Origin of the sequence: Exiguobacterium sp. s168 (assembly GCF_018619035.1) — a bacterium.
In the GTDB taxonomy this organism is placed as follows: domain Bacteria; phylum Bacillota; class Bacilli; order Exiguobacteriales; family Exiguobacteriaceae; genus Exiguobacterium_A; species Exiguobacterium_A acetylicum.
In genome coordinates this window covers 81255-92703 of sequence record NZ_JACSNE010000009.1, presented here as the reverse complement: position 1 = coordinate 92703, position 11449 = coordinate 81255, and the positions used below count along the sequence as shown (strand labels likewise).

The window sequence follows — 11449 nt, the reverse complement described above, 5'->3', positions numbered from 1 at the left end:
TTCCCATCGGGAACGTTTCAAACCATGACGACGGATCGCGGTAAGGAGTTCAGCTGTCACGAACGGATACAGGACTCTCTTGGTATCCCAATGTACTTTGCGGATCCCTATTCTTCATGGCAACGTGGCAGCAATGAGAATGCAAATGGTCTTCTCCGTGAGTTCTTCCCAAAGGGAACCAACTTCGGAATGATCAACAAGACAGAATTAGATTACGCACTTTCTAGAATCAACAATCGACCAAGAAAGTGTTTGGATTGGAAAACTGCATACGAGGTCTTTTCCGAAGAAGTGTTGCGCTTAATTTGACAAACCGTCATTTACAAAAAAATATGGCAAACAATTAGCAATGCAATGCTGTTATAGAGGTAGAAAAAGAATACGAAAAGATCGCAAATAAAGAAAATATCACACTATTTATTTCACTTACCAAATTTACTCTTGTAATTTTAAATCCGACATAAAGTTTAATCTATACAATTGGTTCATGCTACTAAAACCATAGTCTTTAGAAAAAGAGTTTGATATCCTTAGGGCTTACATACCTTGTATGTTCGAAAATTACTTTGAAGGGATGTGAACCAATGATTTTTGAACCAACTACTACATCATTTGTCTTACATATGAAGGTCCAACTAGTATGGTGAGTACTCAACCGAACCACAAAACGTTTTGGTTACTTGCCTATCCGCTCATTCTCTCAAGTATTGCGACACCGTTGCTTGGTGTGACCGATACCGTCGTCATCGGTCAATCGGGTGATCCGCGCGCGATCGGTGGCATTGCTGTTGGTGCCGTATTCTTCAATACAATCTACTGGTTGTTCGGCTTTTTAAAAGTCAGTACGACAGGATTCAGTGCTCAGGCAAGCGGCGCGAATGACGTGCACGCCTTACGGACGTCCCTCTACCGACCGTTGTTTCTAGCAGCTTGTATCGGTCTGCTTATCCTGTTGTTCCGACAGCCGCTCGAGCAAATCGGACTGTACTTACTTGCACCACCCGTTGACTTGCTTGATGCGGTCAAAACGTATATCTCATACCGGATGATCGGCGCACCATTCGTCTTGATGGGGTATGCGTTACTCGGCTGGTTGATTGGTACCGGTCAGGTCAAGCACGCCTTGTTCGTCCAATTGTTCAGTACAGGAGTCAATGTCGTTCTCGATATCGGATTCGTCTACGGATTGGATGCCGGTGTTGCTGGAATTGCGGTTGCGACCGTCATCGCGGAGATCAGCATCGTCGTCTGTGCTCTGTACCTAATCCGTGGTCATTTGGCGATGACGCGTGATGAATGGCGTGCCTTGACGACATGGCAGGCGTACCGTCAATTCTTTCAAGTCAATCGTGACTTGTTCATTCGCACGATTTTCCTTCTACTCGTCACCGGCTGGTTCACACGTGCTGGTGGACAATTCGGACCGGATGTCCTCGCGGCCAACGCGATTCTACTACAAATCCAGTATTTGATTTCGTACTGGTTCGGTGGACTCGGTCATGCGTCAACCGTTCTCGTCGGTCGGGCGAGAGGGAATCAAGATCAGGCAGGATACCGGACGAGTGTCCGTTTGGCACGGACGTTCGGATTCTACTCGGTCGTCTTCTGGTCACTAGTGCTCCTCTTCCTTGAGACACCGCTCCTTCAATTGTTCACTTCAGAAGAGGCGATCTTAAACGCAGCGCGCGATTATTACTTCTGGATCATTATCCTACCGCTTCTCGCCGGTTGGGCGATGATTTATGAAGGCATCTTTGCCGGGCGGGTTGAAGCAACACCCGTCCGGAATTCGATGATTCAAGCAGGAATTGGTTTTGCGGTCGTCCTCCTGTTGACACCGACTTTTGAAAATCAGGGTGTCTGGGCAGCTTTTTTGACGTTCTTCTTGATTCGTTCCGTCTCGTTGATTCTCGTAGAAGCAAAACGATGAAAAACCCGCTGTTTCCCTCATGCGTAAAGGGAACAGCGGGTTATTTGTCGTCGATCGCTAAAGGACGGACGAAGAGGGCGTTCAAGTGATGGACGAGCACATGACGCAGGCGTTCTTTTGGTAATCGTTCTGGTCGAAACAAGGCATGAAAGGCTAACCCGTCAACGAGTGCTGCGAGGCGTTCACTCTCAAGCGCAATGTCTAAACCCGCTCGGAGTGTACCGTCTGGGATCTGTGTCAACAGTACCAGGACCATATGGTAGATATCATCCGGATTTTCTGTCGCATGCGACGTATACGCGGACATCATGAATTGAAACCAGACCTGCATCTCGAGCTGATGCTCGGGTGCATAAGGCAAGACCTCAAGTAAGACGTCACATAACGTTTCTTCCGGAGTTCCTCCTTTCTCGAAAATGGTAGTGATGCGTCCCTGGACCCGCTCTTTGACGAGGTCCATCGAGAAGCGGAGCAACTCGTCCTGGGTCGTGAAGTAATACCGCAAGGCACCCAGCGAGAGACCCGCTTCCTTGGCAATCGTCCGGACACTGGCTTGTTCAATACCGACTTGAGAAATCGTGCGCCACGTCGCTTCCGCGATGAGGCGTTTGCGTTCTTCGTGATTGACTTGTTTTGGCATACATTGAGTATATCATCTTTTTAGCACGAATGTATTAAAAAGACTAGTCAAACTATGAAAGAGGTGTTATCTTTATGATACAGTCGTATTAAAAAAGGAGAGGATTGATATGCAACTCGTCGCGTGGGCAATCGTCGGTTGTGAGATTTTATTTTGGGTATTCATCGTCGCCGGACTGATCGTGCGTTATGGATTCAGACGAGAGAAGCTTGGTTTTCGAGTGATGGCGATGTCACCGGTGATTGATATCGTCTTACTGGTCTTAACGGTGTTTGACTTAAGTCGCGGTAGCACAGCTACGCTTGCACACGGACTTGCTGCGATCTATATCGGCGTCTCACTTGCATTTGGGAAACAAATGATTGCCTGGGCGGATGGAGTCTACCGCCGTTTTGTCCTAAAAGAGCACGTAGCAAAAGAACGGATATCGCGTGCGCGACGGGAACGCAACGGTTTCTATCGACACATCCTTGCCTTTTTGATTGGTGGTACGTTACTCGGTGCGATGATTCTCTGGCTGGGAGATGCTGAGCAGACGGAGAGTCTCTTACGGACGTTACAACTGTGGGGGCTCGTCCTCGTGATCGATGGGATCATCTCGATGAGTTACACCGTCTTTCCGGCTCGATCCAAATAAAAAAACGAACCTTGTCTGTCAGCGGTCGACAGTGAAGGTTCGTTCCCGAATCGTATTCGTATGGACTTGTTTCCGGGCGTCGATCGAATCCCGAATGTGGATGATGTAGCGGCGTCCTTTTTTGTATCCAGAGCGCGGTGGTTTGATTCGGATTTCTTTGCCGTCAAGGACTTCAATCTCCGTTAGCATCCGTTCACCGTTCGAATCCGTCACGGTGACTGTTCGGTTCGAAACTTGCTCCTTCCGTAGTCCTTTCGCGTATTCGATGTCGAAAGTATGATACGAGGAGATGGAGCGGGCACGTGATTTGAAGTGCGGCTCGTCCGTCCGTTCATCGAGAGTGCAGTAGCAACCCGTGAACAAAAGACTCGCCGAGAGGAGTATCGAAAATAGATGTTTCACGAAAACGCTCCTTTATGTATTTGGTAATTTTAGTATAAGACAAATTTTGGGTTACGACAATCCTTCTTAAGACCGAGTCGTTGACATCTATTAAATTCAAGCAGCTCCATGCTATAATCGACCGAGAGAAAGGAAGCGATACACTATGCCAGTACAACCAGACCAACGCGAGATCATCGTCTCGATTCGGACGAGTTATGATTTTAAAGCTGATACCGGTCGCGCGATCCGCGTCATCGAGTTTCACGGACGCCGGACGACACTGTTCGATACGTTCGAAGCGTCGTCACCGAAACGGATGATTTTGATCGAGATGATTCGTGCCGTCCAATCATTAAAGGAACCCTTCCACATCATCTTCAACGTCGAATGTAACTTCGGTTTCAAGTATTTGACGGATCAGCGGAAATGGGAAAACCGGGATGTCGGGAATACGTTCCTCGACTTGATTGAACAAGGTGGTCATACGTATGAATTACGGGATTGTTCGTTCTATGAAGGCGGTAAAGCCCTCCAAAAATGGCTCGGCAACACATTAAAGCAAAATAGCTGACAAAAAAGGCTGATTCCACAATGGAGTCAGCCTTTATCCGTTGCATCGATCGTCTCGCTTTCGAGATATCGATACAATGTACTTTTACTAATACCGGTCTGTTCGCGGATATCAGCGAGTGAATAGTTTTTACTTTGATACATCGCAATCGCGCGGCGGACATTTTCATCGGGTTTGCGCGGTCGACCGGTCTGTTTTCCTTGCTCTTTTGCTTTTGAGAGTCCGGCACGTGTCGACATGCTGATGACGTCACTTTGCAGCTGGACCAGGTGGCGTGCCGTTTCAAGAAACGACAAGGAGGCACGCTCGCTCGTCCGAATCTGTTCGCGGAGTGACCACAGCGTCGCACCGCGTGTCTCCATGTGCTCGAGCATCTCGATCAAGTGCCGCGTCGAGTCTGCTAAGATGTAGAGATGCGTGACGATGACTTCGTCTCCCGTCTGAAGTGTCTCGAGCATCTGTTCTAATTCCGTCCGTCGTTTGGCCGAATCATGCGTCTCGATGACACGTGTCGTCACATCAATCTTGTCGGCTTCCGCTTGTTGCGTAGAACAGTCTGGATCATCCGGATAGGGTCTCATGTAGAAATATTGCATGAATGGAGCTCCTCTCTGTCGATCACGATCGACGTCAGTTCTTCATCAGTATACCGTATTCTCACCTCCGTGCCGCAGAAAACCGAAAACATGCCTTTCTTCTCATGTTCGTATCGACTAATTTGTGGTAAATTGAGTGGAAGTAAGTTTCTCGGACTCATCCCGATACCATTCATTCTTTTTAAATGAGGTGCTCATCATGAACAAAGAAGATCATCAACTCGCCCGTCAGCTCTTGACGACCTATTTCATCGGCACACAGTTAGCGACGGTCCATGTCGCAGGCTACGTCACGCTCGAATTCATCAATTTGTTCGATACGACTGCGCCTGAACTACGACTTCGGATCGAGACGGATCGTCTGTTTTATGGCGATGTCGAGACGACACAGGACTGGGTCGTCCGCCATGCGACGAAGGAAGAGATGTTACACTTGATCGTCTCGCTTCACGCGGAACGGATCACGGGTGTCCGGATCGGCAAGACGGCACCACACCTATTCTTGACCTTCAGTAACGGACAAACGCTCGTCCTGAACGGGTCGGATACATATTACGAATCGTGGGCGATCGATATCGGTCTCGCGCCACACCAAGCCGACGCGACGATCGTTGCCGTACCGGGTGACGAACTAGCCGTCTTCTCCGGGATTGGCGAACAAGTTGAAGACTAAGTGGACACGCATGGAGTGGTGTGATTGGATCATGCCGCTCGTTGTGTCACGTTACCCGGATCACTGTGCTGTTTTACTTGCCGGCAGTCATACGCGAAGGCAAGCGACGGCACAATCAGATGTCGATTTGATCATCTTTGAAGCAAGTCGAGGTCAGGCATACCGGGAATCGTTCATCCATGACGGTGTCCCGGTTGAAGCATTCGTCCATTCCTTTGAGACGATTCAGTCGTTTTTCGAGAGTGACCGGGAACGTGGTCGCCCGTCCTTGCAACGCATGATTGCTGACAGCTGGACGATCGAGGATCATCCGCGACTTGCAACTATCCGTCAGGAAGCCGTTCAACAATTGGCGGACGGACCTGTTGCGTGGACGACTTCGGAACAAGAGCGCGCACGTTATTTTTTAAGTGATATGCTCGACGACTTCGAGAGTGTGACGAACCGCGCGGAAGGTTTAGCGATTGCGTCACGTTTATATGAACAGAGCATCGAGTTCGTCCTTCGCGCCAATCGTCGCTTCATTGGACAAGGAAAGTGGGCGATACGTGCTCTTGCGGAGTTTGACGAAGACTATGCTAGTCGACACACAAGGGCATTCGAGTTGTATTATCAATCGGATGATCGACGAGAAGTCGTCGCATTAGTCGATGATTATCTTGCACCATTCGGCGGGCGTTATTTTGACGGCTTTACGCTCGGGAAACGATAACAAGCAAAAGGAGGTACGCTTTCGGATCAATCGACCGAAAACGTGCCTCCTTATCGTTCGCTTCTGTTTAACGCCAATGGGACGGACGGAGTAAGCGACGCGGTAACTGCGTCGCTGCATTGCCGATTGCCGCATTGATTTGTGCCTGTGTCAAAAAGAGTGCATCCGTCAGATCGGCGTCTTTGACGTTACAGTCTCGCAAATCCGCCCCGAGAAAGTTGACTCCGCGCAGGTCACTGTGCGACAAGTTCGTCGCGAGCAACCATTGATTCTGAACACTGGCACCTGAAAAATCTCGTCCTTGTAGCTGTTTTCCGACCCAGTCGCGTGGTGTCTGGTCGCGTCTTCCGCTATACTGAGCTTGAACACGTGAGGCGACCATCTCAAGGAGTGGTCGGACGGTTTGACGAACAGGTATCAAGTCAAGTCGTTCAAATTGATCGGCTGGTAATGCCGCGTACCGGGTTAGGGCGGCAAGTGTCTCATCGAGTTGATCGTGGATGTCACGCGTGACATCGCGTTTCCCGTCGGTTATGTACCACATCATCTCAAATAAATGGACCATCTTCGGGAAAGCAGCATAGATCGCTTGGCGTCGCTTAGGCGCATCATCGCCTTGAAACGTCTGTTGTGACAGATGCTGTCCAGCACCGAAACAATCATAGACGGTACAGCCTTTGTAGCCGCTGTCACGTAACCGGTCATGGATCCGACAGCTGTAGTCCGCATCAAGATTACGACACGGTGTCGCTTCCGGTTTGTCATGACCAAAATCACTGGATTTCGAAAAAGCGAGTGCTGTACAACATAAACCAAAACACTTCGTACAATCAATCTGGAATGTAGGTTCCATCGTATTCACCTCCATTACTACTATAACAAGAAAGGAGTTTGGACATGCTGCAATTTCAACTCAAAGAAAATGAGGACGGACAGGACTGGCTTCAACAACAAGTGCGTCAATATAATGTCGAACGTTCACCGCTTCATGCGACGAAACGCTCCGAGGGAACACAAGCCGTCACATTACTTGCGACGCGTAGTGATCAACCGATCGGCGGCATCTCAGGGGAAATGTACTGGGGCTGGTTACATATTGAATGGTTCTTCGTTGCCGAAGAGGAACGGGGAAGTGGGCTCGGTACTCAATTATTCCGTCAACTGGAGGAATGGGCAAGAGCAGCGGGTGTTCAGCGAATCCGTGTCGAGACGTTCTCGTTTCAAGCGCTTCCGTTTTATGAGCGACAGGGATTCGTCGAAGTCGGACGAATCGATGACTATCCACCAGGGATGAGCTATCATCTGCTTGTCAAACAGGTCGACTGATGAAACGGCGTCTTTTCCTCATCTTATTGTTCGGTCTCGTGCTCGGAACGCTGACGGGGATGCAGCCACGTCAAGAGACCGCTTCTTTTACGGCGAAGCAAGTCGTCCGGTTATATACACAGATGACGAACACGCCAATCGAAGCGCGCGACGTCTACTTCGTCGAACGGCTGTCTGACCATTATGCCGTCGCGTATCTTGAAGCGAAACACGACCGCTTGTTTTTGCTCCTGCATCAAACCGATGAGGCACAACGAATCGACCGAATCATTCGCTCAAAACAGACGAGGGAGACGGATTGGTTCGAAGGTCGCTTGTTGACGACGGACGAAGGGCGATACCTTGTCGCCTACGGCATGAATGGTTCGAAACAAATGAAATCGATCCGGTTCGAGCCGTATAAGACGACGGCTGAAGGCGAAGCGCCCCTTCGTCCGATGCAACGCTCATTGCCGGTAGCAGATCAGGAACGTTTCCATACCGTCCAACCGCTACCGGATGCGTTCCCGCATTCGCTCTACTTCGAGATGATCGCGACGAGCGTAGACGGAAAAGAGACGATCCAACGCTTGACGTTACCTAGCGATAACGCATCCGTGTTTTCTACCACCCGTGACTTCTAGTATACTGAAGACGAAAAAAGGGGGAAAAGAACATGTGGATCGTCATGAACCAGTTACACGTCGTCAAGGGTGCGGCAGATCAAGTCGCAGCACGTTTTAAGACGACGAAAGGAATTGAACGGATGGAAGGATTCCACCGGATGCAAGTCCTTGTTGATATCAGTCAGGAAGAAGAAGACATCGTCACGATCATGACGACGTGGTCGAATCAAGCAGCATTCCATGCGTGGCAAGAGAGTCAAGCGTATAAAGGCGTGCACCATAAGCGGGATAATGGAACGTCCGAAGTCAAACCGCTCGTGAAGTCGAATACCGTCACGGAATACGCAATCGTCGCTGATCACAGTGCTGCAACGGAATGAACACAACACCCCTTGGGAGGACGCCTCTCAAGGGGTGTTGTCTAGTACATTACAATAGATTATTTTTCCGTAATCTGGGTATAATCTAACAAACTAGATGAAGCGAGGTGACACCGCATGGTCTATCGTAAACCTGTCGTCTCTAGCCTGTCCGTCCTCGGTGGTATGATCCTGCTCTTTGGTTTCTTGACGAGCGGTGGCTTCATTTATCTCTACTTCTTCGTCTTACTATTCGCTTGCGTGTCCTTCTTACGGGAACCGTTGACGCGTAAAGAGTGGTTAAGAGAGGGGATTGCTTTCATCTTCTGGTGTTCCTTGATTTATTTGTTGCAACATCTCGTCTTCATGGCGTGAGTCATTTTTCGTATTGCTCGAACAAAGGAAGGAGGATGTCACGACCTGTCGCTGATAGGTGAATCGACACGTCACGCTTCGGATCTTTTAAATAAACATCGGTCTTTTTGACACGCTTATCGAGATAAACTTCGTATTGTTGTCCTTTCACTCCATCTCGGAACGTCAAATATTTCCACTTCGCCCGTTTTCCTCGTACGTCAGCTTGTTCACTTGTCTTGATTGCTTTTTTTAATTTCCCGGATTCATCACTGGTCATCATGATCATATGGTCCCAATCGAGACCTTTCTCCGAAATACGATTTCCTTGATCATCTTCTTCAAAACGGACATGCGAGAACTGTCTTTGATGGATCAACGTCATTTCTTCATTATCCACAACAAGATCATCTGTTGTTTGATTCGGTTCTTGGAGTTCAGTTGGTTGTTCCGTCGTGTGTCGAATCGATAATTCGTAGCGGAATTCGCGTCCGTTTTTCTCCGTTGCGATGACCGTTCCATAATGCTCGGGTGTTCCGTCACCCGGAATGAACCGGACCTTTCCTGGATGTTTCATTGAATGGATCGGGTGTTCCGCACGCCGTCCACCATACAACTGTGGTATTCGAACCGAAACGTCGTATGTCGAACCGAATTGTTGATTGTAGACGAGATAGAGATCGACATCACGGGTGAACGGTGTCAAAGAATTCGTATATACGAAAGACGTCGTACGTGTATCTTTTTTTGTGACATCCGTCGCCTCGATGACGAGGTAACCTGATCCTGGAAGTTCTAATGTTCGAGCAGAATGATCTGCGATCTTCTCATCAGGATTAAACCAGTCGTCTTTTTTTAATACAGTAGGCTTCACATTAAAGTTCTTCCGTTGTTGAGTCAGAGCAGTCTTCTTGAAGACATCGTCTTTCTTTGGTAATGGATAGTACCCGCCTTTAAACGATGTCTGACAATATAAATATCTCTTCTTTCCAGCTTTCACGTAACGAACGGTTTGACCTTCATAATCTTCGAACGGATTCGTCATCATGACGGAATAGATATCGCCGACAGCGTAATCAGTAGGTGCATCGCTCACTTTCGACGCGCACGTTTTTTGGATGACAGTTCGTTCTTTAGCTGACAAGGTGCGAGATTCTTTTTCGTTGAATTGCCCTCCGTCATACATTTGCGATAAGTAATCCCATTTGAAATTCGGCGCATCGCTTTGACAACCGCTTAATGCTAGCGTTGCTCCGAGTGTGAGTCCGATCCAGAAACGTTTGTTCATTGATTGAGCACCTCACTGAGTGCTTCACTTGTCGTACCCGACAGCTTCGCACCGTTTTTTGATCCTGGTTTGACAACATAGATTTCAAGTTTTTTGGCGCGTTTGCGTTCGAATAGCTCGAACATTTGGCTTTTCCCTTCGCGCATCAACGTCAATTTTTTCTGCTTTAGTTTTGTCCCTTGTGGCTCCATCACTTCGGTCTCTTTTAATTCCTGAGCGATTTTTTTCGCTAGCTTGTCAGGAATTGCTGAGACGAACTTATAATCGCTATCGATGAGCTGTTTCGGTGATTGATGGATGAAACCGACATAATTGCTTGAGGATGCTTGAAGGAATCCATAATCGTAATTCACAGGTTTTTTATAAGTTTTATTAAAACGCAAATAAATCGATGTTTCTTGGACGACTTTTCCGTCCTCTTGTTTCCGAACGGTCGCGAACTGGACGGTCTGACCTGTCACAATCGTATCCAGCAGTTGCTTCCGCTCAATCTGATAGATTTGTCCATTCATATATTCTTGAATCGTCGAAGGGAATCCGACACGGTCACCACTGAACATCAGCTCAATCGACGATTGTTGGAAACCACCAGTCGGACTAACGCGAAAAGCTAAATTCAATTCGGAACCGGATAGTGACTCGGTCGTCTCAAAGAGTGTTTGTTCTTTATCTTTGCCTTTCTCTTTCATGTAGACGACGAGTTGTCCTTCTGGTGGCAAAGATAGTTGATAGGACGGGAAGAGGTACCGTCCGAGCTCTTTTATTTCTTTCTGATCTTCGTTTTCCTGTTTTTGTTGATCCGTGATTTCTTTTGGGACAGGTTTAAAGCGAACGACTGTCGATTTGGCTTTAAGCGGTTGTTTTGACCAATCGACGAATGGATAATCACTTCGCTTGATCTGATGGACCGCATAATCCGCGTGGCGAATCGGCTGACACGCCAGATAGTCCTTTTTTTTATCTGACAAGAAACGAACGTGTTGGAATTCGCGCCCTTGGACATTCGGAGGCAGGAAGTATAAGTCAAACCCTTCGTGTTGCACATATCGATCAGGTAAGCGCGTCAAGTCCGGTTTTTGCTGACAAATTTTCAATAAAGCAGCCGTTTGTTTTTTAGGGAGATCCGGTATCTCTTGCCCATTAAAAGTAGTCGAAATACCGCCCCAGTAATTGGCATCATATGTAAGGTCTAAGTATTGTTCTTTTCCACATCCAGCAAGTAGGACTGCGCCTGCGAGAATACCGGTATGTATATAGCGTCTCATGAAAAACCTCCTTCATCTTAATGACTATATTTTACCATAATTTCTAGAATAGACAGAATTTTCTATAATGCTTTAACATCAAGATGTTTGACATCCCTTGACTCGGGAA

16 protein-coding genes are annotated in these 11449 nt (G+C 48.0%); 10 read left to right on the top strand and 6 right to left on the bottom strand.

Going from position 1 to position 11449, the window contains the following annotated elements:
* Together KNQ15_RS07865 and KNQ15_RS07860 are read left to right on the top strand one after the other, a co-directional pair.
* Positions 1-309, top strand: a 309-nt coding sequence (locus KNQ15_RS07865) for an IS30 family transposase (protein ID WP_214728698.1), incomplete at its 5' end; no start/stop codon positions are given.
* Between the two features lie 331 nt (positions 310-640).
* Positions 641-1930: an MATE family efflux transporter gene (locus tag KNQ15_RS07860; RefSeq protein WP_214728696.1), complete on the top strand. Its 1290-nt coding sequence runs from the start codon at positions 641-643 to the stop codon at positions 1928-1930.
* A 40-nt stretch (positions 1931-1970) separates the two neighbouring features.
* Here the strand turns inward: KNQ15_RS07860 and KNQ15_RS07855 are convergent, their stop codons facing one another.
* Entirely contained in the window at positions 1971-2570 is a 600-nt protein-coding gene (locus KNQ15_RS07855) for a TetR/AcrR family transcriptional regulator (protein ID WP_214728694.1), read from the bottom strand.
* Positions 2571-2679: 109 nt separating this feature from the next.
* Here KNQ15_RS07855 and KNQ15_RS07850 point away from each other — a divergent pair, with 109 nt between their 5' ends.
* Complete coding sequence (locus KNQ15_RS07850; RefSeq protein WP_214728692.1) at positions 2680-3207, top strand: hypothetical protein; 528 nt, start codon at positions 2680-2682, stop codon at positions 3205-3207.
* Between the two features lie 18 nt (positions 3208-3225).
* Here the strand turns inward: KNQ15_RS07850 and KNQ15_RS07845 are convergent, their stop codons facing one another.
* Positions 3226-3609, bottom strand: a complete 384-nt coding sequence (locus tag KNQ15_RS07845; RefSeq protein WP_214728690.1) for a hypothetical protein — start codon at positions 3607-3609, stop codon at positions 3226-3228.
* Between the two features lie 145 nt (positions 3610-3754).
* Between KNQ15_RS07845 and KNQ15_RS07840 the strand changes: the two genes are divergently transcribed.
* Entirely contained in the window at positions 3755-4162 is a 408-nt protein-coding gene (locus KNQ15_RS07840; protein ID WP_214728688.1) for a hypothetical protein, read from the top strand.
* Between the two features lie 26 nt (positions 4163-4188).
* On the opposite strand, the gene KNQ15_RS07835 is transcribed toward KNQ15_RS07840, so the two are convergent.
* Positions 4189-4758 carry a recombinase family protein gene (locus tag KNQ15_RS07835; protein WP_214728686.1) on the bottom strand — a complete coding sequence of 190 codons (570 nt, stop codon included), beginning with the start codon at positions 4756-4758 and terminating at the stop codon, positions 4189-4191.
* A gap of 199 nt (positions 4759-4957) precedes the next feature.
* Between KNQ15_RS07835 and KNQ15_RS07830 the strand changes: the two genes are divergently transcribed.
* Both KNQ15_RS07830 and KNQ15_RS07825 read left to right on the top strand, forming a co-directional pair.
* Positions 4958-5431, top strand: a complete 474-nt coding sequence (locus tag KNQ15_RS07830) for a hypothetical protein (RefSeq protein WP_214728684.1) — start codon at positions 4958-4960, stop codon at positions 5429-5431.
* A gap of 10 nt (positions 5432-5441) precedes the next feature.
* The gene (locus KNQ15_RS07825) at positions 5442-6143 is read left to right on the top strand and encodes a nucleotidyltransferase domain-containing protein (protein ID WP_214728682.1); all 702 of its coding nucleotides are present in this window, start codon (positions 5442-5444) and stop codon (positions 6141-6143) included.
* A gap of 67 nt (positions 6144-6210) precedes the next feature.
* On the opposite strand, the gene KNQ15_RS07820 is transcribed toward KNQ15_RS07825, so the two are convergent.
* Positions 6211-6996 (bottom strand): pentapeptide repeat-containing protein, encoded by a 786-nt coding sequence (locus KNQ15_RS07820; protein ID WP_214728680.1) that lies wholly within the window; start codon positions 6994-6996, stop codon positions 6211-6213.
* A gap of 44 nt (positions 6997-7040) precedes the next feature.
* Here KNQ15_RS07820 and KNQ15_RS07815 point away from each other — a divergent pair, with 44 nt between their 5' ends.
* From KNQ15_RS07815 to KNQ15_RS07800, 4 genes are all read left to right on the top strand, one after another.
* Positions 7041-7469: a GNAT family N-acetyltransferase gene (locus tag KNQ15_RS07815; protein ID WP_214728678.1), complete on the top strand. Its 429-nt coding sequence runs from the start codon at positions 7041-7043 to the stop codon at positions 7467-7469.
* A complete protein-coding gene (locus tag KNQ15_RS07810; RefSeq protein ID WP_214728676.1) occupies positions 7469-8092 on the top strand; it encodes a hypothetical protein in 624 nt (207 codons plus the stop codon). Before KNQ15_RS07815 ends, KNQ15_RS07810 begins: the two co-directional genes overlap by 1 nt.
* Before the next feature lie 32 nt (positions 8093-8124).
* On the top strand, positions 8125-8454 hold the full coding sequence (locus tag KNQ15_RS07805; protein WP_214728674.1) for an antibiotic biosynthesis monooxygenase: 330 nt from the start codon (positions 8125-8127) through the stop codon (positions 8452-8454).
* Between the two features lie 117 nt (positions 8455-8571).
* A complete protein-coding gene (locus tag KNQ15_RS07800; RefSeq protein WP_029341740.1) occupies positions 8572-8808 on the top strand; it encodes a hypothetical protein in 237 nt (78 codons plus the stop codon).
* A 1-nt stretch (position 8809) separates the two neighbouring features.
* On the opposite strand, the gene KNQ15_RS07795 is transcribed toward KNQ15_RS07800, so the two are convergent.
* The gene (locus KNQ15_RS07795; RefSeq protein ID WP_047390325.1) at positions 8810-10075 is read right to left on the bottom strand and encodes a hypothetical protein; all 1266 of its coding nucleotides are present in this window, start codon (positions 10073-10075) and stop codon (positions 8810-8812) included.
* Positions 10072-11340 carry a hypothetical protein gene (locus tag KNQ15_RS07790; protein WP_214728672.1) on the bottom strand — a complete coding sequence of 423 codons (1269 nt, stop codon included), beginning with the start codon at positions 11338-11340 and terminating at the stop codon, positions 10072-10074. Before KNQ15_RS07790 ends, KNQ15_RS07795 begins: the two co-directional genes overlap by 4 nt.
* Positions 11341-11449 lie beyond the last annotated feature (109 nt).

Coding starts and splice junctions, on each gene's coding strand:
- KNQ15_RS07790 (WP_214728672.1), bottom strand. CDS start 11,340: ATGAGACGCTATATACATACCGGTATTCTCGCAGGCGCAGTCCTACTT.
- KNQ15_RS07850 (WP_214728692.1), top strand. CDS start 2,680: ATGCAACTCGTCGCGTGGGCAATCGTCGGTTGTGAGATTTTATTTTGG.
- KNQ15_RS07860 (WP_214728696.1), top strand. CDS start 641: ATGGTGAGTACTCAACCGAACCACAAAACGTTTTGGTTACTTGCCTAT.
- KNQ15_RS07840 (WP_214728688.1), top strand. CDS start 3,755: ATGCCAGTACAACCAGACCAACGCGAGATCATCGTCTCGATTCGGACG.
- KNQ15_RS07805 (WP_214728674.1), top strand. CDS start 8,125: ATGTGGATCGTCATGAACCAGTTACACGTCGTCAAGGGTGCGGCAGAT.
- KNQ15_RS07800 (WP_029341740.1), top strand. CDS start 8,572: ATGGTCTATCGTAAACCTGTCGTCTCTAGCCTGTCCGTCCTCGGTGGT.
- KNQ15_RS07830 (WP_214728684.1), top strand. CDS start 4,958: ATGAACAAAGAAGATCATCAACTCGCCCGTCAGCTCTTGACGACCTAT.
- KNQ15_RS07855 (WP_214728694.1), bottom strand. CDS start 2,570: ATGCCAAAACAAGTCAATCACGAAGAACGCAAACGCCTCATCGCGGAA.
- KNQ15_RS07835 (WP_214728686.1), bottom strand. CDS start 4,758: ATGCAATATTTCTACATGAGACCCTATCCGGATGATCCAGACTGTTCT.
- KNQ15_RS07825 (WP_214728682.1), top strand. CDS start 5,442: ATGGAGTGGTGTGATTGGATCATGCCGCTCGTTGTGTCACGTTACCCG.
- KNQ15_RS07820 (WP_214728680.1), bottom strand. CDS start 6,996: ATGGAACCTACATTCCAGATTGATTGTACGAAGTGTTTTGGTTTATGT.
- KNQ15_RS07795 (WP_047390325.1), bottom strand. CDS start 10,075: ATGAACAAACGTTTCTGGATCGGACTCACACTCGGAGCAACGCTAGCA.
- KNQ15_RS07815 (WP_214728678.1), top strand. CDS start 7,041: ATGCTGCAATTTCAACTCAAAGAAAATGAGGACGGACAGGACTGGCTT.
- KNQ15_RS07810 (WP_214728676.1), top strand. CDS start 7,469: ATGAAACGGCGTCTTTTCCTCATCTTATTGTTCGGTCTCGTGCTCGGA.